Here is a 20,453-nt window from a genome sequence, read left to right on the forward strand (position 1 = left end):
TGTGCTTGCAAGCAGTGTATCCGCGCCCGCGGCGCTTGCCTGCCGGGGTTTGTATTGCACTGTATCCGGAGCCGGGGCGAATACCGGGGCGTGCAAAAAAGCCCGGTTGTCGCTGTCGCGAACGGGGGAGACGACGGATGGCGCCGGGCGCGATTCGTCCGGCGGGAGCGGGGCGGCGAATGTACGGCGATGTATCGGCCGGCAGCGGCGATACAGCGGCTGACGAATCGGGCATTCCAGCGACACATCCGGGACAACTCCGCGGCCTGGAATAGGCCTCGACGAAGGCATGTCGCCTTCCACCGACGCGGTCCTGCCGCCAGGAGATCCCCCATGACTCGCACCCTGCTCGCCACCACCCTGCTCGCCGCGCTTGCGCTTCCCGCGTTCGCCGCCCAGGCCGCCGCACCGGTACCGACCGAAAGCTACCGCTACGGCATGCCGCTGGATGTGCACAAGGTGGTGGCGACCCAGGAACAGGCGTCGACCACCTGCGAGATCGTCGATGCACGGATGGACTACCTAGACTCCGCCGGCAAGCTGCATTCGCTGGCCTACCGCAAGTACGCCAGCGCCTGCAGCCAGGGCGGCTAGTCAGGCGCCGGCCAGAGCCTGCACGGCCGGTTGTCGCGCGGGCGGTGCATGGGGCGCCGGCTTGCCGAGGATCAGGTCGGCGGCCTTCTCGCCGATCATGATCGCCGGGGCGTTGGTATTGCCGGTGATCAGCGTCGGCATGATCGACGCATCGGCCACCCGCAGGCCTTGCAGGCCGTGCACGCGCAACTGGTCGTCGACCACCGCGAGCTGGTCGTGGCCCATCTTGCAGGTGCCCACCGGATGGAACACGGTGCCCAGGTTGGCGCGGATCCAGGCCTCGATCTGGCCGCGGCTGGAAACCTGCGGGCCCGGTACCAGCTCGCCCTTGAGGTGACGGGCGAAGCTGCGGCTGGCGGCCAGTTTGCGGACCAGTTGGAAACCCCGGACCAGGGTATCGAGGTCGGCAGGGTGGCTGAGGAAGTTGGCTTCGATCAGCGGCCGGTCGTGCGGGTCCGGCGAGTTCAGGCGGACCCGCCCGCGGCTCTGCGGGTGCATCACCGCGACGTGCAGGCTGACCCCGTGGCCGAAGGGGACCAGGCGCTGCGGCTGGTTCTTCAGCGCGGGGGCGACGATCAGACCCAGCTCCAGGGTCTCTGCCTGCGGGTCGAGGCGGAGGAAGCCACCGGACTCGACGGTGTTCGAGGTCAGCGCCCCGCGCCGGCCGAACAGGTACTGCCAGGGCGAGCGCAGCAGCGGCAGCCAGCCCTTCGGCGAGAAGCCCAGGCCGTAGCCGAGCTTGGCCTCGGTGCGGTACATCAGCACGATGTCCTGGTGGTCCTGCAGGTTCTCGCCGACCCCAGGCAACTCATGGCGCTGGACGATGCCGTGGCGCGCCAGTTCCGCCGCCGGGCCGATGCCGGAGAGCAACAGGAGCTGCGGCGAGTTGATCGAGCCGGCGCTGAGGATCACTTCGCGGCGTGCCTGTAATTGCACGACCTCGCCAGCCTGGCTGATCTCCACGCCGGTGGCGCGGGTACCTTCCAGCAGCACGCGCAGGGTCAGCGCCGAGCTGAGCACGGTGAGGTTGGGCCGCGCCAGGGCCGGGTGCAGGAAGGCGCGCGCCGCGCTACAGCGTTCGCCGTTGACCTGGGTGACGTGGAACGGGCCGATGCCTTCCTGGCGCTCGCCGTTGAAGTCGGCGTTGTACGGCCAGCCCATTTCCTCGGCGGCCTGGAAGAACACCTGGTTGATCGGGCCCGGGCTGCGCTGCGCGGCGACGTTCAATTCGCCGCCGCGCCCGTGCCAGGGCGATTCGCCCGGCTCGAAATGTTCCGAGCGGCGAAAGTAGGGCAGCAGCTCGTCGTAGCTCCAGCCACGGTTGCCGAGGGATGCCCAGCGGTCGTAGTCGTGGCGGTCGCCGCGGATGTAGATCATCCCGTTGATCGCGCTGGAGCCGCCCCAGACCTTGCCGCGCGGGCAGGCGATCGGCTGGTTGGCGGTGCCGGGCTGGGCGGCGAAGCGATGCATCCAGTTCCACTTCGGGTTGGCGATCAGGCGGATGATCCCGGCCGGCGTGCGGATGTAGGCGGCGGGGAGCGGCGTGCGGTCGCTGGGGCCGGCCTCGACCAGACAGACCGAGACGGCGGGATCGGCGGAAAGACGGTTGGCCAGGACGCAACCGGCGGAGCCGGCGCCGACCACGATGTAGTCGAACGAACGGCGGGCAGTGGAAGTCATGTCGGCACCTTTCTGGGTGTGCTGCCGGGCCTCGCCCGGCGTTCTTTTTCGCCCCGCGCCCATGGGCGCGACGCTACTCCATTGGACGGGGAAGCGCGCCCGGCCGCTTGTCCCAGCCTGCCGGCGGGGTTGACCGAGGCTGCCAGGCGGCGCGCTAAAGCCCCAGCAGCGAGCCCATGTCGACCATCAGTTGCAGGCCGACGACGAAACCGTCTCCGCTCAGTTCGCGAGCGCCGGGGTTGTAGTAGTTGTCCGGGTTGAAGATGTACTGCACCGACGGCTCCAGCGCGATGTGCGGGGTCAGTGCGATGTGCGCATTGGTTTCCAGGGCGTACACGTCGCGCTGGCCGAGTTTCGCATCGCCGCCAGCGGCGATCCGCGCCTGGCGCTGGAACTCCAGCTGGTGATCGTTCAGGCGCAGGTAGCTGGCCTTGAGGTTGAGCTTGTCCCGCGTGCGGTCGAAGGGCGCATGGTAGGTCAGGCCCAGCTCGGCGAAATGACGGAACGGCTGCTTGTCGTCGGCCGATACCGACAGCGAGCCGAACAGCCCCAGCGCCCTCGGCGAATCGAGGCGGCCGCCGTCGGCGCGCCAGAACAGCTGCTGGAACTTGAAGAAGCCGCCGGCGCTGCCGTGGTCGCTGGCGCCGGTGAGCGGGTCGACCTGGTTGGCGGTGTTCAGGTAGGCGTTGAGTTCATAGTGCGAGCGGTAGGGATCGAGGCTTTCCTCGCGCTTGTCGCCGATCCCCAGCAGCAGGCTGGTGCCGCTGGCGTCGTCGGTGCCGAAATCGAGGCCATGGCGCTTCTTCAGGTAATCCACCGGGTTGGACTCGAAGGCCCCGGCGTGCAGGTACAGGGTCGGGGTCGCCCGGTACTTCAAGTAGCCGCCCCAGGCGCCGTAGGGCGGCGGCAGGATGCCGGTGGAGGCGTCGATGATCGGGTCGTTGCAGGTGACCACGGTCTCGCAGTTGTAGATCAGGAAATAGCGCCGCGCATTGGTCCGTCCGAGATGGCTGTCGAGGCGTCCGCCCAGCCACTGCTGCTGCCAGGTGAGCAGGCTCAGCTGGTTGGCGCCGATGTCGTTGTGCAGCGGCGCGCCGCCGAAGTAGCTGCCCACCGCGCCCTGCCAGCTCGGCCCGGTGGGCTGACCGGTGCCGCGGTCGAGGATGAACAGGGTTTCCTCGATGTGCAGCGAGGCGCCGTCCAGGCCGGCGAGGGTGGCGAGGTCGAGGTCGGCGCCGAGGAACAGGTCGCCGCTGTTGCCGAAGCTGTGCTGGCGCGGGCCGGTGTCGAGGTTCTTCAGCGACAGGCTCCAGAACTGCGCGTGGGTCTTCACGCCGTGGCGCTGGAGTCGTTCGCCGAACCCGGCCAGCGGGCCGCTGCGGCTGTCTTCGGCGGCCTGCGCGGAGAGACCGAGGAAACCGGCGCAGAGCAGCGCCGGCAAGGTGCGGAGGGTTTTCATGGCAAGGCACTCGTCTTGTTGTTGTTCTGTCGTGCGAATCGCTGTCCGCCCCAAGCGGACAGGTGCATCCGGAGCGAAGGCGGCTCAGGCGCAGAGATAGCCGCCGTCCACCGCCAGCACGGCGCCGGTGACGAAGCTGGCGCCTGGACCGCAGAGGAAGGCCGCGGCGCTGGCCACCTCGGGCGCCTCGCCCCAGCGCGCCAGCGGCGTGCGCTGCATGATCCGGCGGGTGGCCTCGACGTCGGCCTTGAGCCCGGCGCCCAGCGGCGTGTCGATCCAGCCGGGGGCGATGGCGTTGACCCGGATGCGCTCGGCGGCATACTCGCAGGCCAGGGAACGGGTGAGCTGGACGATGGCGCCCTTGCTGGCGCTGTAGGCCGGGCGGTCGGCGGAACCGAAGGTGCTGTACATCGAGGCGATGTTGAGGATGCTGCCGCCGCGCTGCGCCAGCAGCGGCCGGGCCAGTTGGCTGGCGAGCATGGCGGCGCTCAGGTTGAGGCGCAGCACCCGTTCGAAGGTAGCCAGGTCGTATTCCTCGCGGTCGCGGCTGATGCCGGCGTTGTTCACCAGCACATCCAGGCGCGGCAGCGCTTCGAACAGCCGTTGCAGGCGCTGGCTGTCGGTGATGTCCAGTTCTTCCCGGCGAATCCGCGGATGACGCGGTGCGTGCACGCCGTCGGCGTCCAGGCCGAGGGCGACGACTTCGGCGCCGAGTTCGGCGAACTGCATGGCGATGGCCGCGCCGATGCCGGAGCTGCCGCCAGTGACCAGCACCTGCTGGCCGGCGTAGATATCGTGTTGGAAAACCATCGGCGATCGTTCCTTCAGGCGTCGGCCAGGGCCGGGTTGGGATTGACCAGCACCTTGACCTGCGACTTGTCGCGCAGCAGGGCCTCGAAACCGTGCTCGACAGCCTGCTCCAGGGGCACGCTGCGGGTCACTGCGCGGGCCAGGTCGAGGCGGCCGTCGGCGAGCAGGGCGATCAGCTCCGGGTAGGCGTCGCGGTAGCCGACGCTGCCGAGCAGGCGCAGTTCGCGGTTGACCAGGTCGAAGGCGTCCAGCCGGACCTCGCCCATCAGGCTCACCAGCACCAGCTCGCCACCCTTGCGCAGGCTGGCCAGGGCGGCGTCGAGGCTGGCCTGGCTGCCGGCGGCCTCGAAGGCGCAGTCGAGCGCGCCGCCCTCGCGCAGGCGCGCCGCCGTGTCGCCGTCGCGGGCGTCGAGCGCCCGGCTGGCGCCGAACTCCCCGGCCAGGGCGAGGCGCTCGGGACTGACGTCGATCGCGACGATGTCCTCGATTCCGCGCAGGCGGGCGAGCATCACCAGCAGCAGGCCGATCGGGCCGAGCCCGAACACCGCGCAGCGCTGGCCCGGCGCCAGGCTGCTGCGGCGCAGCGCGTGCAGGGCCACGGCGGCCGGTTCGAGCACGGCGGCCTGGCGGAAGCCCACCGCGTCCGGCAGGCGGTGCAGCATGTAGGCCGGCACCCGCGCGCGCTCGGCGAAGCCGCCGTCGCCCATCAGGCCGATGAAGCCCATCGACTCGCAGAGGTTGTAGCGGCCTTCCCGGCAGTAGCGGCATTCGCCGCAGCGGTATTCCGGCTCCACCGCGACGCGGTCGCCGATGCGCAGTCCCTCCACGCCAGGGCCGAGCGCGGCGACCACGCCGCAGAACTCATGGCCGAGGGTCAGCGGCGCGCGGCAACCGGACAGCGGGTGCGCCTCGGCCTGGGGAATCGAGTGCGGGCCGCTCTGGTATTCGTGCAGGTCGCTGCCGCAGATGCCGCAGTAGGCGACTTCCAGTTCGACTTCGCCGGGCCGCGGCGCCTGGCGTTCCAGTTCGCTCAGGCGGAGGTCGCGGGCAGCGTGCCAGCGCAGTGCTTTCATGGTTGGTTTCCTTGCAGGACGGAGGTAGGCGCGCTGCGCTGGCGCGCCAGCACGGCGGGCGCGGTTTCGCGCAGGAACAGCGAGAGGAACGCGGCGAGCAGGGCGCCGCCGCAGGACATCCACATGACGATGGACAGGCCGAAGCGGTCGGCGGCGAAGCCGGCCACGGTCGGCGCGAGGAAACCGCCGACCAGTTCGCCGAGGCCCATGATCAGGCCGAGGGCGGTGGCGATGACGCCGCGCGAGACGGTCTCCGCCGGGATGGTCGCCATGAACAGGGTGAAGCAGCCGAGCCCGGTGTAGGTCAGCAGCAACAGCAGGCCGAGGCTGGTCGCGTTCGGCGCATAGAGCAGCGCCAGCGGGCAACACGCGGCGAGCAGGGAGAACGCCACCAGGGTCGGTCGACGGCCGATGCGATCGGATATCGCCGGTACGGCGAAGCCCCAGACCACCCAGGCGACGCCCAGGCAGCTCATCAGCCTGCCCATGGTCGCCGGGCTGAAGCCGCGGGCGTTGACCAGGAAGGTCGGGGTAAAGGAAATCAGCACGATGAACCAGGTGACGAATACGCAACTGATCAGGGTGCAGAGCAGGATGTTGCGGCTCTTCAGCAGTGCCAGGCGCTTGCCTTTCGCTTCTTCGGCGCGCGGCGCCGGGCGCTGCGCGCGGGGCGGGTCGGGACGCACATGGCGCCAGATCAACCAGGCGATCAGCAGGCCCGGCAGCAACGAGACGATGAAGGCGTGACGCCAGCCGAGGGTTTCGGCCAGGGCCACCAGCAGCGGCGGGCCGATCACCGCGCCGAGCAGGCCGGCCGCCGAGCCCTGTAGCAGACCCATGTTGAGGCCGCGGCGATGTGGCGAGGAGGCCTCGACCATCAGCGATTGCGAGAGCGGCAGGATCGGCCCCTCGGCCAGGCCCATGATGCCGCGGAACAGCAGCAGGCTGAGGAAGCCGCCGACCAGCCCGGACAGCGCCGAGCACAGCGAGAACAGGATCACCGCCACGATCAGCAGCGGCTTGCGCTGCCCGCGGCGGTCGGACCAGGCGCCGACCAGCGCGCCGGATACCGCCCAGGCCAGGGCCAGCACCGAGGAGAGCATGCCCAGGTGGCTGTTGCTCAGTTGCAGCTCCTGTTCCATGAAGGGAAACAGGAAGGACAGCGCCAGGCGGTCGAAGAAGACGAAGCCGAAGGTCAGGAACAGCACGCAGAGCAGGACGTTTTCGTAACTGGCGGAATTGTTGTTATGCGCCATGTCGGTCTCCAGGCCGGGCGGGCCGGCCGGCGGGGAGGCGCGCGTCCGCCAGGGCGGCGCGCGCCCGGGGTCAGCGGAACAGGGAGTCGATGTAGGCGGCGCCGACGCCGATCTTGTCGTAGTGCTCACGGCACATCGCGATGTAGTCGTGGACGTCGAAGATGCCGTCCGCGTTGCCCTTCTCGTCGAGCCAGACCAGCGGTCCCTTGACGATGAAGAATGCACGCATCGGCTGCTCGTGCTCGTAGGCCACCAGGGTGTGGCCCTCGCCGGGCGTCTCGTAGACGAAGTCGCCGGCGGTGGCGGTCCAGTCGTGCTCCAGGTAGCCCCACTTGCCGCTGATGGTGTAGGCGAACACCTCGTGCGGGTGGTAGTGGCGGTTGACCAGGCCGGCGCTCGTCGCCATCAGGATGTCGCACCAGCGGTTTTCGCTTGGCGAGATCCACAGCGGACGCGACTTCACGGTCTCGGTGAAGGGCACGTAGAGGCGCTCGTCCTCGGTCGGCGCGTTGCGCAGGTAGACCTCGGGCTTGGCGTCCGGCTTGAAGCAGTCGGGAATCGGTTGCAGGTCTTTCCAGAATTCACGGGTGGCGAGTTCGGGCATGGGGCGGCCTCTGTCGTTGTTATCGTCGAGCCGACTCTAGCCATGGGCGGGCCTCCGGGTTTGACCCTGGCGGCCAGGAAGCTTGCGCTTTTCGGACATGGCCTGGCGCGACCCGCGACGCGCCGCCAAGCTGGCCTGCCCAGCGTCGGAGCCGGCTGGAGGGCGATTGACGGAGGAAAGGATTCAGATGTTAATGACGGGGTGCCAGGCGCCTCGCCGACCGACCGCGACAGGTCGGCGGAGCGGCCCGGCGCCTGGCCCCGGAGGCCTCGCCTGAGGTCCGGGAGGTCCACGCAGCGTTCGACGAGAAGAATAAAAATGCCCGCACATGCCTTGCTCGAAACCCGGCGGGCCAGCACCCAGGACATTCCCCTGGAGCAGCGGCTGGCGTTCTGGGAGGACTACAACGCTTCCATCCTGGTTGGCCTGAAATGTTCGTCGTATTCCCAGGCCGGCTTCGCCGCGACCCAGGACAACCTCTGCCTCGAACGCCTGCGGCTGGCCCGCATCGGCGGCAACGAGCACGTGGTGGAGCGCGACCGCTCGATGATCCGCGCAGTGCCCAAGGAGTCGATCTTCGTCTCTCTGGTGCAGGGCAGCCAGTCGTTCTTCTACCAGGACAACGGCTGCAACCTCCTGCAACCGGGCGAGCTGGTTATCTACCGGACCGACAAGCCCTACCTGTTCGGTTTTTCCGGACCGATGCGGCAGTTCATCTTCGACATTCCCCAGGACGATTTCGCCGAGCGCTGCCTGCGCGACTTCAAGGGACCGCTGAAGATCGGCGCGGAAAGCCCGGTGCAGCGCCTGCTGGTGCGGACCCTCGGCGAGCGTACCCGGGATTTCCTCGACAGCCCCCATGGCGAGGATGCCGAGCGCTACCAGGAGGAAGCCTACGACCTGCTGGCGAGCATCATCAGCGACCATGCCGGCGAGCACCGTGCCAGCGCCCTGGGCGCGTCCTACCTGCTGGCGGCCAAGCAGTACATCCAGCAGCACCTCGACGAACCCGCCCTAAGCTGCGAGCGGGTGGCCGCCGCCACTGGCGTCTCCAGCCGGCACCTGGCGCGGCTGTTCGCCCAGGAAGGCAGCTCGCCCGGGCGCTACCTGCAGGAGCGGCGCCTGGAGCGGGCCCGCCAGTTGCTCGCTTCGCCCCAGGGCCGGCGCCTGGATGTCGCCGAGGTCGCCTATCGCCACGGCTTCTCCAGCCAGGCGCATTTCGCCCGGGCCTTCAAGGCGCGCTACGGGATGACGCCGAGCGAGGCGCGTGGCCGCTAGACCCGACTACCGTACCTTTCCTCCTCCTACTGCCAAGGACCCGTTCCGTGACCGACAAGAAAGAGCAGATCGCCCGTTTCATCCAGCGCGAATTTCCCCAGACCCGGGTCGTGGTCGAAGCCGTCGGCGAGCGTAGCGCCACGGTCTGGCAGGCGGTCGACGCCAGCGACCTGCGCCCCGGCGGCACGGTCTCCGGGCCGACCCTGATGGCCATCGCCGATGTCGCGCTGTACGTGGCGGTGCTGGGCGAGATCGGCATCGTCCCGCTGGCGGTGACCACCAGCCTGACCATCAACTTCCTGCGGCGTCCCGCGGCGGACCGCCGGGTGGTCGCCGAGTGCCGCCTGATGAAGGTCGGCAAGACCCTGGCGATGGGCGAGGTCTCGCTGTTCTCCGAAGGCGACGCGGAACCGGTCGCCCATGTGGTCGGCACTTACTCGATCCCGCCGGCGCACCGCCGCTGAGGGCCTGGCCGGGTTCTCGGCGGCGGCTTCGAAACGCTGGCGGAGGATTCCTGGAGGCGCCGTTCAGGCCGCCCGCCGGGGGCATTGCAGGCGATGGAAGCTGCGGCTGAAGTAGACCAGGCCGTCGCCCTGTTCGAGGACCTGGATGTCCTCCAGTTCCAGCAACAGCACCGAGTGGGTGCCGATCTCCTGGACCTCGGCGATGCGTCCCTGCAGGTTGGCCAGGGCGCCGTGCAGCACCGGCAACCCGGCGAGGCCCTCGCGCCAGTCGTGGAGGGCGAAGCGGCGTTCCATCGGGACCTCGGTCATGCCGGCGAAGTGGCGGGCCACCTCTTCGTGTTCGCCGCTGAGGACGTTCACGCAGAGTCGACCGTTGGCCTTGAACACCGTGTTCATCTCGCTGTTGCGGTTGATGCAGAGCATCAGCGTCGGCGGGCTGTCGGTGACCGAGCAGACCGCGGTGGCGGTGATCCCGCAGCGTCCGGCCGGGCCGTTGCTGGTGATCACGTTGACCGCCGCCGAAAGATGCGCCATGGCGTTGCGGAAGGCTTGCTGCCTGGGTTCGAGCTGGGACATGGGGATAACCTCCGGAGGCGACGCGGGCGTCATTGGCGGATGCGATCGAGCACGTTGATGTCGTCCGGGTTGTGCAGGTGCGGCACGGTCCAGCCGTTCTCGTCGTAGTCGCCCATGCACTGCTCGACCATGCCGAGCATGCCCTTCATCGCCCCGCTGCCGATCGCCTGGCGCAGGGCCTGCATGCGGATCTCGTCCTGGCTGCCGGCGTAGTTGATCTCGTACAGCTCGTGGCGGCCGCCGAACTCACTGCCGATGGCGTCCCAGAGCAGCTTGAGGATCTTGATCCGCTCCCGGTGGCCCATGCCGCCGGAGCCGCGGCAATAGGTGGAGAGGTACTTGTCGAGTTGCGGATTGTGCAGGTCGCGAACGCCGGAGGGCAGGTAGATCAGGCCGCTGGCGACCACCTGCTCGATGGTCTTCTTGATCTCCGGGTAGGTCTGCGGCGCCAGCACGCGGTAGGCCTGCAGGGCCTCGGCGCTGGGCAGGAAGGCGCCGCCGTGCCATTCGCTGGCGTTGCCGTACATGGCGTCGGTCAGCGACCAGAACAGGTTGCGCCAGGCCACCACTTCGCCGACCTGCGCCTGCACGCCGCGGAACTCCAGGGAGCCGGTGCATTGCAGGGCCTTGTAGAGGGCGCCGGTGATGAAGTCGAGCTTGACCGCCAGACGGGTGCAGCCCTGCATCGGGAACAGCCGGCCGAAGCCACCCTGGGGGAACCACTGCTTGCAGCGCTCGAAGTCGCGGTAGATCAGTACGTTCTCCCAGGGGATGAACACCTTGTCCATCACCAGGATCGCGTCGTTCTCGTCGAAACGGCTGGACAGCGGGTAGTCGAACGGCGATCCGGCGATACCCGCCACCAGTTCGTAGGAGGGGCGGCAGATCAGCTTCATGCCGGGGGTGTTCATCGGCGCGATGAACATCAGGGCGAAGTCGGTGTTGTCGCCGAGCAGTTGCGCCGAACCCTGGCCGACGAAGTTGTAGTGGGTCAGCGCGGAATTCGTGGCGACCACCTTGGCGCCGCTGACGACGATGCCGCCGTCGATTTCCTCGTCCACCGAGATGAACACGTCCTTGACCTGGTCCACCGGCTTGTCGCGGTCGATCGGCGGGTTGACGATGGCATGGTTGAGGTACAGGCAGGCTTCCTGGATGCGCTTGTACCAGGTTTTCGCGTTGTCCTCGAAACGCCCGTAGAAGCCCGGGTTGGCGCCGAGGGCGCTGCCGAAGGCGGCCTTGTAGTCCGGGGTGCGGCCCATCCAGCCGTAGGTCAGCCGCGACCACTCGGCGATGGCGTCGCGCTGCTGGCGCAGTTCGTCGGCGCTGCGCGCGTAGCGGAAGAACTTGTGGGTATAGCCGCCGTTGCCGGTATCGGTCTCCCAGCAGAGCTTTTCCTTGCTCTGCGGATCGTGCAGGGCGTCGTAGAGCCGGGCCATGGAGGCGGCCGCGTTGCGGAAGGCGGGGTGGCTGGTGACGTCCTTGACGCGGTCGCCGTAGATGTAGATCTCACGGTCGTCGCGCAGGCTGGCGAGGTACTCCTCGCCGGTGAACGGACGGGTGGCAGAGGCACGGAAATCTTCGGGTTTCATCATCGTCTCCAGTCATTGTTGTTATCTGCGCGAGAGCGCCTGGAGGGGATGATGGGACGGGGGCGGAGCGAGCTGAATGGCTTTTCCGGGGAATAAATTGCACTTTCCATGGCCCCGCGTGACGCCCGGCGCCCGGCCGCGAAGGGCGGCCGGGTGGCGGCGCGTTCAGCTTTCGGCGGGCTGCCAGGCAATCTCCAGGCTTTCGCTGTTGGCCATGCGTTGCAGGTGATCGGCGACCACGTTCTGCATGTGGGCGAGGCTGTCCTCGTCGGGGCTGTTGAGAATCATCAGGACATGGTCGGAGTGGGCGAGCAGCTCGCAGTTGGAGTCGCCGAAGTCGATGAAGCCGCGCTCGGGTGTGAGTTCGACTTCGAACTTGTGGCCCCAGTGCTTGCACAGGCGATTGACGTAGCGTGCCGCCGATTCGGTACGGACATGGGAGGTGGAGCGGAACATGAAGCGAATCCTCTCGGTTGGGGATTTCCGATACTAACCTGCTGAGAGTCATTCTTATTCATCCATTTTGCAGGGGCTTTCGATAATCGCCCGGCAAATGGTCGGCCCTTGTCCGTGGGACAGGGCGAGCGCCCTACCGGAGCCGGCGGAAGTGTTTGCCGGATACGTCGGAAAGCGCTCTCTCTGGAGGGAGAGGGCGAACGCCAGCGGCTTCAGGCCAGCCCGCCGTTTTCCGGCAGCAACGCGCCGCCATCCACAACCAGGGTCTGCCCGGTGATGTAGCTCGCCTCGTCGGAGGCGAGGAAGAGCATGGCGTGGGCGATGTCCAGCGGCTGGCCGACACGCCCGAGGGGGATGTGCGCGGCCAGCGCGGCGGCGTCGCCGAGGCTGCCCAGCGCCGGAGTCGCGACCAGGCCGGGCTCGACGCCGTTGACGGTGATGCCGTCGCCGGCCAGCTCCAGCGCGGCGGCGCGGATGAAACCGTTGACCCCGGCCTTGCTCGCCGCATAGTGCGAGAGCCCAGGGATCGCCGTGCGCGGGCCGGTCACCGAGGAGGTCACCAGGACGCGCCCGGCCACGCTGCGGCGCAGGGCGGGAAGGGCGGCCTGGGTCAGCCGGAAGCAGCTTTTCAGGTTCACCGCCAGGGTCCGTTCCAGGGTGCCTTCGTCCAGTTCCGCGAGGGCGCACTGGGGAAAGGCAGCGGCGTTGTGCAGGAGGATGTCCAACTGGCCGAAGCGCTCCAGGGTCGCGCTCACCGCTCGTCTCGCGGCGTCGTGCTCGCTCAGGTCGACGGCCAGCAGTTCGGCCGTGCCTCCGCCCAGGCGGATCGCCTCCAGGACGGCCTGGCCGCGGCTGGCGGTACGCGTCGCCAGCAGAACCCTGGCGCCTTCGGCGGCGAAGCATTCGGCGATGGCCCGGCCGATGCCCTGGCCGGCGCCGGTGACCAGTGCGACGCGGTTCTCCAAGCGCCTCACGATGGGCGCTCCAGCAGTTCGCCCAGGCAATCGCGGAGCAGGCGGTCGTGCAGTTCGACGTCCTCTGCGCGGGTCGCCGGGCAGGTCAGCGCCATGTTGTGGAATGGCGTCAAGAGCACGCCGCGGTTGAGCAGGTAGAGGTGCAGGCAGGCCTCGATCAGGCCGTTGCGTGCGTGGTGGGCCTCGCCGCCGTTGCGCGGGGCGTGGGTCATGAACAGGTACTCGACGCGCGCGCCGATGCGCGTCACGTGCCAGGGCAGGCGCAGTTCCTCGAGCGTCGCGCGGACGCCCGCCTCGAGCTGCGCGGCGAGCTGGAACATGTGCCGATAGGCGTCCTCCGTCATCACTTCGGCGAAGGTCGCGCGCATCGCCGCCAGTTGCAGCGCGTTGCCGGCCAGGGTGCCGCCAAAGCCGAAATGGTTGATCGCCTGCCCCGGTCGGAAGTGCGGCAGTACCGCCCAGATCCGCTCCGCCTGCGCCTGGCTGCATCCCCAGACGGCGCTGGGAATGCCGCCGGCGATGCATTTGCCGAGGACGAAGAAGTCCGGCTCGAGGCCATGCGCGCCGCTATAGCCGGCGGGACCGCAGGAGATCGTGTGGGTCTCGTCGATGATCAGCGCCACGTCGTGGCGGCGGGTCAGTTCGCGCAGGCCGGCGTGGAAGCCTTCGGCCGGCGGGACCATGCCGACGTTGGTCATGAAGGGTTCGGTGAGCACCGCGGCGACGTCGCCATGGGCGAGGGCGGCCTCCAGCGCGTCGAGGTCGTTGAACTCCACCAGGCGGGTGGTGGTGGCGTGGCGTACGCCATTGGGGTGAACGCCCGCGCGCGGAACCATGCGCCCGGCGGCGTCGAATTCCACCTGCGATTCGTCGACGCTGCCGTGGTAGTTGCAGTTGAACACCACCACCTTGTCGCGTCCGCTGAGCATCCGGCACAGGCGCAGGACGAAACGGTTGGCGTCGGTGGCCGAGGTGGTCACCTGCCAATAGGGCAGGCCGAAGCGCCGCGCCAGTTCGGCGCCGACCCACAGGCTGTCCTCGGTCGGCAGCATCAGGGTCGAGCCGCGCCACGCCTGGCGGGCGATGGCGTCGGCCACCGCCGGTTGGGCGTGGCCGAACATGGCGCCGCTATCGCCGAGGGCGAAGTCGACGTACTGCTGGCCATCGATGTCGGTGACGCGCGCGCCCTGGGCCTCCTTCACCAGCAGCGGGCAGTTGCCCGGCCACTGTTGCATCCAGTGCAGCGGTGCGCCGTATAGCCAGTGGCGGCGGTTTTCCCGGTAGGCCTGGGCGGAGCGCGGATGCAGTTCGTCGAAGCGTCGCAGCTCGCGCTTGAACAGCGTTTCGACGCGGGCCAGGTCGAGGCCGAAGGTGGTGTCCATGGGCGTCCTCACAGGTCGTGGCGGGTCTGGTTGAGCACCTGGGCCAGGGCGCCGACCGGGAAGTTCACCGGGGTGGCGAAGTCGTCGTCCTGGTAGCCGAAGATCTTGCCGTCGGTGCGCCCGGCTTCCAGGTCGATCAGCAGCACGCCGAGGGTCGGCACGATCTTCTCGCGCCAGACGAACAGGTACAGGCGTTCGGCCAGTCGGTAGCAGTGGCAGCGGTCGGTATCGGCCAGCCCTCGCTCGGCGCCGCGCAGGCATTGCCAGGTGTAGAAGGCGGGATTGAGGTAGATGTGTTCGTAGGCCTCGCTGGCGCTGTAGACGTAGCGGTTGCGCAGGCCGACCAACTCGTCGCTGGGGACGTGCGGGCAGGCGCCGGGCTGCCACGGGCGGTCGAGGCTGCCATGCAGGAACTCGGCCTCCACGCCGGTCAGTTCCCGGCCGGCCAGGGCCCGGGCGAACAGGCCCTGTTCGCAGGCCGCGCGGTCGGGCAGATGGCCGAGCACCGCGGTGAACGCCTGGTTGTCGAAGTCCAGCACCAGGCTGACCGAGACCGGCCGGCCGTTTTCCTGCTTGAGGAAATCCACCAGGTAAAGGTTTTCCCGCAGTGAACTGGCGCGGTAGTCCGACTCGCCGCTGGCACTGCCGTCGGCCAGGCGCCAGCGCAGGCGCTGCGAGTCGAAGGCATGTTCGATGACCCAGCCGTTGGCGAAGTGCAGGACCCGTTCGAGCCCGGCGAGATCGCCGCAGGCGGGAAGGACGTGGTTGTCCGGGGCGAAGCCGTCGGCCAGGGCGCCGACGGTGATCCATCCGGAATGCGAGTGGGCGGACATAGGGTTCTCCTCGTCGTGGGAAACCCATGCTGGCCTGTCTTCGAGTATCCCGATATCGACCGGATGGTTGATAGGTCGATATGCCACGGAAATAGCACGGAGCGGCGAAGGGAAAGTTATCGAAGGTGAAGTCTTAGATGAGTTTTCGTTTCTTCTTTTTTTGGTTTTTTAGTTAATGGGTTCCTGTTCTTCTATAAGCATTTTCTGAATTTATTCTTATGTGCTTATTGGCTGTTATCGGAAATGGACTACATATGTTTTCGTATGATTATTATTTTTAAATCCTGTCTTTCTTTCTAGTATTTGGGTCTGCGTTTATCAGGGCGCAATCTTCGGCTGTCGCGTAATGGTCGGAGGCGCTCTAGGCGGCCGTTCCGGTTGCGCGCAAAGGCTTGGCTACCTTGGCCGGTTCGTACTGCATCGGCTCTCCAGGGAGCAGCCAGGATGTTCCACAACTCCAAAGGAAATCAGATGAACAAGTTCAAACGTGCAATTCTTGCGCCCCTCGTTGCGTCGGGCACCCTTCTCGCGCTGATGTCCCCCGCGGCCCATGCGGTCGATGGGATCGTCAACTTCTCGGGCAACATCACTGACGTCGCGTGCGATATCAACGGCCAGGCGCCGGGTGCGGGCAACGTCACCAACGTCGACCTGGGTATCGTGGCGCCGACCCATTTCACCGCCGTCGGAACCAACTCCACTTTCCAGGAGTTCGATCTGGTCCTCTCCGGTGCCGGCTGCACCAATGACAAGAAGGTTTCCATCGCCTTCGATACGGTCACCAACGTCGACCGTATCAGCGGCAACCTGATGCTGATGGGGCCGTCGAAAGCCAAGGGCGTGCAGATCCAGATCTTCAACAATTCGGCGGCCAACACCACGAAGATCCCGCTGGGCTTGGTCGAGGCCGCCCCGCAGAAGGCAACCATCGACAAGAACACGGCGACCCTGAAGTACAAGGCCTCCTATGTGTCCACCGAGAAGACCGTGATCGCGGGTACCGGCCTGTCCCATATCCGCTACCTCCTGGCGTACGAGTAAGCGGCGGTCGACGGACGAAGAGGTGAGGCCATGGCGCCGCTAATGCATCGTTTTCATTCTTTCGTGGCGGCAAGCGCCGTGGCCATCGCCCTGTGCGCCGGAACGGCTCATGCCGGGCTGATCGCACAGGGCACTCGCGTCGTCTTTCCGGCCAGCGAGCGCGAGGTCACCTTGCGGGTCAGCAATACCTCCGGCACTCCCGTGCTGGCGCAAGCCTGGATCGACGATGGCCGGCAGGACGTTCCCCCCGAGGAACTGCAGGTTCCCTTCAGTGTCACGCCGGCCGTGACGCGAGTGGACCCCAATGGCGGCGCCGTATTGCGCATCGCCTACCTGAAGGCCCCGTTGCCGACGGATCGCGAATCGCTGTTCTGGCTGAATATCCTGGAAGTTCCGCCCAGGGACGAAGACGAAAACAATGCATTGCAGTTTTCCTTTCGTTCGCGCTTCAAACTCTTCTTTCGACCCAGCCAGTTGAAGAGTGTCGATTCGGCTGCCGGGAAACTTCAATGGAAGTTTCTGGAGTCAGGGGGAGCAGGAAAAAAGACCGTAGTACAGGTAAATAATCCGACGCCTTACTACGTTTCGTTCGCCAGCGTCGAATTGATTGTCGATGGCCGTGTCATGTCCGTGGGAAAGGGAATGGTCGCGCCATTCTCGACGAAGGAGTTCGACTGGCAGGGAAATCCGAAGAACATGGAAGCCGCTTCCGTCAGATACGAAGTCATCAACGATTACGGTGGCCGCAATACCCTCGATAGGGCACTCGGCAAATAACCCCTCCGTTTCCCCGCTTTTTACTTACGGCCCGACATATGAGTGGCGATTTTAAAATCGCTGCAGGGATTACATATGCCCAAAGTTTCTCTTCATAGGTGCTTGTCCGCTCCCGCTTACGGTGGGCAGGTCGCCCTGTTGCGAATGGCGATACAGGGAGGGATCGCCGTTCGTTCCCTGCGATTCGCCTGTCTGCTGGCACTGTTTCCTTCGCTGTCCTCCTGCCAGTCCTGGTCCTCCGTCGGCGCCGCCGGCGGAGCCGGGGCGAAAGCGAAGGAGGCCAGGGCGGGAGCACCGGCGAAACAGCCGCAGGCGCCCGCGGCGGCCGTTGCGTCACCGGCCGGTGGGTTGGACGCACCGTCGCGGCGGATCGTCTTCGACGCGCAGATGCTGGCCCTGGGGCCGGGCGGACGCTCGATCGATACGTCGCGTTTCGAGCGCGGCGACGTCATCGAGCCAGGCCGCTATCGCCTCGACCTGCTGCTCAACAGCCGGTGGCGTGGCGTCGAGGAAGTCGAGCTGCGCCGCCAGCCGGGGCGGGAAAGCGCGGTCTTCTGCTACGACCGGGGCCTGCTGGAGCGGGCGGGCATCGACCTGGAGAAGAGCGCGCGTGGCCAGGACCGTTCCTCGGCTCGCGATCCTCTGCCCGAAGGTTTGCACTGCGACCCGCTCGAGCGCTATGTGCCGGGGGCCCGGGTCAAGCTCGATATCGCCGAGCAGTCGGTCTATGTCTCGGTGCCCAGCTATTACCTGAGCCTGGATTCTTCGAAGACCTATGTCGATCCGGCGAGCTGGGACAGCGGCATTTCCGCCGCCTTGCTCAACTACAACAGCAATCTCCACGTCAGGGAAAACCACGGCAGGAGCGCCACCAGCGGCTATGCCGGGATGAACGCCGGCTTCAATTTCGGGCGGGCGCGCCTGCGCCACAACGGCACGGCCACCTGGTCGCGCCGCATGGGCAGCCATTACCAGCGTAGCGCAACCTATGTGCAGACCGACCTGCCGGCCTGGCGTGCGCAGTTATTGCTGGGAGAAAACTCCACCAGCAGCGAGTTCTTCGATGCGGTGTCCTTCCGTGGAGTGCAGCTTTCCAGCGATGACCGGATGCTGCCGGATTCGCTGCGCTACTACGCTCCGGTGGTCCGTGGGACCGCCAGTACCAATGCGCGGGTATCGGTCTACCAGCGCGGCTACCTCATCTACGAAACCACGGTGGCACCCGGGGCGTTCGCTCTCGACGAACTGCAGACCGCCAGCTATGGCGGGGACCTGGAAGTGCGGGTGACCGAAGCCAGCGGGGAAGTCCGCAGTTTCATCGTGCCGTTCGCCACCACCGTGCAACTGCTGCGCCCCGGAACCACGCGCTACAGCCTGACGGCCGGGCGGCTCAACGATCCCAGCCTGGAGCGTCGGCCGAACATGCTGCAGGGCGTCTACCAGCGCGGCCTGGGCAACGACGTCACCGCATACGCGGGCGGGGCCTTCACCGGCAGCTACATGTCCGGGTTGATGGGCGCGGCGCTGAACACGCCGGTGGGCGGATTCTCCGGTGACGTGACGCTGGCGCGTACCGAGGTTCCCGGCGACGACCGCCTTAGCGGCTCCAGCTACCGTCTCGCCTACAGCAAGAACCTGCCGAACACCGGCACCAACTTTTCGCTGCTCGCCTATCGTTACTCCACCGGTGGCTATCTCGGCCTGCGCGACGCGGCCTTCATGCAGGACCGGGTAGAGCGAGGCGAGCCGCTGGAGTCGTTCTCGCGCTTGCGCAACCGTCTCGACGCCAACATCAGCCAGCAACTGGGCAACGGCGGCAACCTGTACCTGAACGGCTCCTCGCAGCGCTACTGGAGCGGCGGCGGGCGGGCGGTCAACTTCTCCGTCGGCTACAGCAACCAGTGGCGCGACGTCAGTTACTCCATTTCCGCGCAACGCCTGCGCAGCCACTACGAAGGCTTTTCCAGCGGTGACAGGCGCGGCGAGACCAGCACGCTGTTCAGCCTGAACCTGTCCATTCCGCTGGGCGGCGCGGGACGCGGGTCGCCGACCCTGAGCAGCTACCTGACCCGCGACAGCAACAGCGGAACCCAGCTCACCAGCGGGGTTTCCGGCATGCTGGGCAAGCGTGGCGAGGCCTCCTACTCGCTGTCGGCCTCCCATGACCGCGACAGCCGGCAGACCTCGAAGAGCGCCAGCCTCGACTATCGACTGCCGCAGGTCGAACTCGGCTCCAGCCTCTCGCAGGGACCGGGCTATCGGCAGTTGTCGGTCAAGGCCGCGGGGGGCCTGGTCGCGCACAGCGGCGGGATCACCGCGGCACAAACCTTGGGCGAGACGATCGGCCTGGTCCACGCGCCAAACGCCAGGGGCGCGGCTGCCGGCTACTCGGGAAGCCGGATCGACCGCCACGGCTATGCGGTGATTCCCAACCTGCTGCCCTACCAGTTGAACAGCGTCGACCTCGACCCCAACGGCATGGCCGACGAGATCGAACTGAGGTCCAGTTCGCGCAACGTGGCGCCCACCGCCGGAGCGGTGGTGCGCCTCGACTATCCGACGCGGGTGGCAAGGCCCTTGCTGGTGGATAGCCGGATGCCCAGCGGCGAGCCCCTGCCGTTCGCCGCGGAAGTGCTCGATGCCCACAGCGGGCAGTCGGTGGGCGCCGTCGGCCAGGGCAGCCGCCTGGTGCTGCGGGTCGAGCAGGATCGCGGCTCGGTTCGGGTGCGCTGGGGCAACGAGCCGCAGCAGCAGTGCCTGGTCGACTATGCGCTGGGCCCGCGCGAGACGACGCCTCCCGTCCTGCAACTGGCATGTCGCCCGGCGTCGGCCGCCGACCGGGAGCGCACGCTGTGACCGGCGTCGGCCTGGGACGATGCGGCACGGCCTGGGTCCTGCTGGTGGCGCTGGTGGCCGATGCCTCCGCCTCGCTGTCCGTGATCGGGACCCGTTTCATCTATCCGGCGGGCGTTTCCGCGCTGACGATCCGCGTCGGTAACGTCGGGACGCGCCCGGCCCTGGTCCAGGCCTGGCTCGATCGCGGCGACGAGACGGCGGACCCGAGCGCTGTCACGGTGCCGTTCATCCTGTCGCCGCCGCTGTTGCGTATGGACCCGCAGGAGACCCAGGCGCTCCAGCTTCGCCATACCGGCGAGCCGCTGCCGGACGACCGGGAATCGCTGTTCTGGGTCAACCTGCTGGAGGTGCCGGGGCGGGAGGACGGCAGCGGCAACCTGCTGCTGGTGAGCTACCGCCTGCGGATGAAGCTCCTGTTCCGTCCGCAGGGTCTGGCCGGCGATCCGCGAGCCGCCGCGCGCCAGGTCGTCTGGCGTCTGCGTCCGGCGGTACGGCCGGGGCAGCGGGCGCTGCTGGAGGCGGACAACCGCAGTCCCTATCACGTTTCCCTGGTGCGCCTGGAGCTGGGCGAGGGCGACCTCGCCATGTCCCTCGGCAGCGTCACCCTGCCGCCTTTCGCCCTTACCCCGTTGAGTCTGCCGGCCGTGCCCGGCGAGGCGGCGCGGGTCCATTTCGATGCGGTGGGGGATGACGGCCAGATCGAGCGCGGCGACGCGCCGGCAGAGAGATACCCGTAGGAGTTCGGCAG

The 20,453-nt window shown here is 67.5% G+C and carries 19 protein-coding genes; 7 read left to right on the top strand and 12 right to left on the bottom strand.

Going from position 1 to position 20,453, the window contains the following annotated elements:
• Positions 1–333 precede the first annotated feature (333 nt).
• Complete coding sequence (locus ACM0M4_RS04760; protein ID WP_003113024.1) at positions 334–594, top strand: DUF2790 domain-containing protein; 261 nt, start codon at positions 334–336, stop codon at positions 592–594.
• Here the strand turns inward: ACM0M4_RS04760 and ACM0M4_RS04765 are convergent, their stop codons facing one another.
• The 6 genes from ACM0M4_RS04765 to ACM0M4_RS04790 form a co-directional block, all read right to left on the bottom strand.
• Complete coding sequence (locus tag ACM0M4_RS04765; protein ID WP_016562267.1) at positions 595–2,274, bottom strand: GMC family oxidoreductase; 1,680 nt, start codon at positions 2,272–2,274, stop codon at positions 595–597.
• A 154-nt stretch (positions 2,275–2,428) separates the two neighbouring features.
• The gene (locus ACM0M4_RS04770; protein ID WP_003093407.1) at positions 2,429–3,733 is read right to left on the bottom strand and encodes a carbohydrate porin; all 1,305 of its coding nucleotides are present in this window, start codon (positions 3,731–3,733) and stop codon (positions 2,429–2,431) included.
• 84 nt (positions 3,734–3,817) lie between these two features.
• Positions 3,818–4,543, bottom strand: a complete 726-nt coding sequence (locus ACM0M4_RS04775; protein WP_003093405.1) for an SDR family NAD(P)-dependent oxidoreductase — start codon at positions 4,541–4,543, stop codon at positions 3,818–3,820.
• Between the two features lie 14 nt (positions 4,544–4,557).
• Positions 4,558–5,616 carry a 2,3-butanediol dehydrogenase gene (locus ACM0M4_RS04780; protein WP_003118211.1) on the bottom strand — a complete coding sequence of 353 codons (1,059 nt, stop codon included), beginning with the start codon at positions 5,614–5,616 and terminating at the stop codon, positions 4,558–4,560.
• A complete protein-coding gene (locus tag ACM0M4_RS04785) occupies positions 5,613–6,872 on the bottom strand; it encodes an MFS transporter (RefSeq protein ID WP_003158816.1) in 1,260 nt (419 codons plus the stop codon). Before ACM0M4_RS04785 ends, ACM0M4_RS04780 begins: the two co-directional genes overlap by 4 nt.
• Positions 6,873–6,942: 70 nt before the next feature.
• A complete protein-coding gene (locus ACM0M4_RS04790) occupies positions 6,943–7,476 on the bottom strand; it encodes a 2,4'-dihydroxyacetophenone dioxygenase family protein (protein WP_003113028.1) in 534 nt (177 codons plus the stop codon).
• Between the two features lie 318 nt (positions 7,477–7,794).
• Between ACM0M4_RS04790 and ACM0M4_RS04795 the strand changes: the two genes are divergently transcribed.
• Positions 7,795–8,754, top strand: a complete 960-nt coding sequence (locus tag ACM0M4_RS04795; protein WP_003093398.1) for a helix-turn-helix domain-containing protein — start codon at positions 7,795–7,797, stop codon at positions 8,752–8,754.
• 47 nt (positions 8,755–8,801) lie between these two features.
• Positions 8,802–9,218 carry a PaaI family thioesterase gene (locus ACM0M4_RS04800; RefSeq protein WP_003104529.1) on the top strand — a complete coding sequence of 139 codons (417 nt, stop codon included), beginning with the start codon at positions 8,802–8,804 and terminating at the stop codon, positions 9,216–9,218.
• 63 nt (positions 9,219–9,281) lie between these two features.
• Here the strand turns inward: ACM0M4_RS04800 and hpaC are convergent, their stop codons facing one another.
• The 6 genes from hpaC to ACM0M4_RS04830 all read right to left on the bottom strand — a co-directional run bounded on the left by hpaC (position 9,282) and on the right by ACM0M4_RS04830 (position 15,031).
• Complete coding sequence (gene hpaC, locus ACM0M4_RS04805) at positions 9,282–9,794, bottom strand: 4-hydroxyphenylacetate 3-monooxygenase, reductase component (protein ID WP_003104531.1); 513 nt, start codon at positions 9,792–9,794, stop codon at positions 9,282–9,284.
• Positions 9,795–9,823: 29 nt separating this feature from the next.
• On the bottom strand, positions 9,824–11,386 hold the full coding sequence (hpaB, locus tag ACM0M4_RS04810) for a 4-hydroxyphenylacetate 3-monooxygenase, oxygenase component (protein ID WP_034086133.1): 1,563 nt from the start codon (positions 11,384–11,386) through the stop codon (positions 9,824–9,826).
• A gap of 165 nt (positions 11,387–11,551) precedes the next feature.
• Positions 11,552–11,842, bottom strand: coding sequence for a DUF2218 domain-containing protein (locus tag ACM0M4_RS04815; protein ID WP_034045625.1), 291 nt, complete (start codon positions 11,840–11,842; stop codon positions 11,552–11,554).
• A 212-nt stretch (positions 11,843–12,054) separates the two neighbouring features.
• Positions 12,055–12,816: an SDR family oxidoreductase gene (locus ACM0M4_RS04820; RefSeq protein WP_003104535.1), complete on the bottom strand. Its 762-nt coding sequence runs from the start codon at positions 12,814–12,816 to the stop codon at positions 12,055–12,057.
• Positions 12,813–14,198, bottom strand: a complete 1,386-nt coding sequence (locus ACM0M4_RS04825; protein WP_029610141.1) for an aspartate aminotransferase family protein — start codon at positions 14,196–14,198, stop codon at positions 12,813–12,815. Before ACM0M4_RS04825 ends, ACM0M4_RS04820 begins: the two co-directional genes overlap by 4 nt.
• A gap of 8 nt (positions 14,199–14,206) precedes the next feature.
• Positions 14,207–15,031 carry a molybdenum cofactor biosynthesis F family protein gene (locus ACM0M4_RS04830; RefSeq protein ID WP_003113031.1) on the bottom strand — a complete coding sequence of 275 codons (825 nt, stop codon included), beginning with the start codon at positions 15,029–15,031 and terminating at the stop codon, positions 14,207–14,209.
• Positions 15,032–15,502: 471 nt separating this feature from the next.
• Here ACM0M4_RS04830 and ACM0M4_RS04835 point away from each other — a divergent pair, with 471 nt between their 5' ends.
• The 4 genes from ACM0M4_RS04835 (at position 15,503) to ACM0M4_RS04850 (ending at position 20,442) form a co-directional block, all read left to right on the top strand.
• On the top strand, positions 15,503–16,072 hold the full coding sequence (locus ACM0M4_RS04835; RefSeq protein ID WP_003137599.1) for a fimbrial protein: 570 nt from the start codon (positions 15,503–15,505) through the stop codon (positions 16,070–16,072).
• 30 nt (positions 16,073–16,102) lie between these two features.
• Positions 16,103–16,849, top strand: a complete 747-nt coding sequence (gene cupB2, locus ACM0M4_RS04840) for a molecular chaperone CupB2 (RefSeq protein WP_003093375.1) — start codon at positions 16,103–16,105, stop codon at positions 16,847–16,849.
• 387 nt (positions 16,850–17,236) lie between these two features.
• A complete protein-coding gene (gene cupB3 / locus ACM0M4_RS04845; RefSeq protein ID WP_031633076.1) occupies positions 17,237–19,705 on the top strand; it encodes a fimbrial biogenesis outer membrane usher protein CupB3 in 2,469 nt (822 codons plus the stop codon).
• Positions 19,702–20,442: a fimbrial biogenesis chaperone gene (locus ACM0M4_RS04850; protein ID WP_012613602.1), complete on the top strand. Its 741-nt coding sequence runs from the start codon at positions 19,702–19,704 to the stop codon at positions 20,440–20,442. The genes cupB3 and ACM0M4_RS04850 overlap by 4 nt, the downstream gene beginning before the upstream one ends.
• Positions 20,443–20,453: the final 11 nt, after the last annotated feature.

Source organism: Pseudomonas sp. 18-147 (assembly GCF_051048045.1).
GTDB classification, from domain to species: Bacteria; Pseudomonadota; Gammaproteobacteria; order Pseudomonadales; family Pseudomonadaceae; genus Pseudomonas; species Pseudomonas aeruginosa.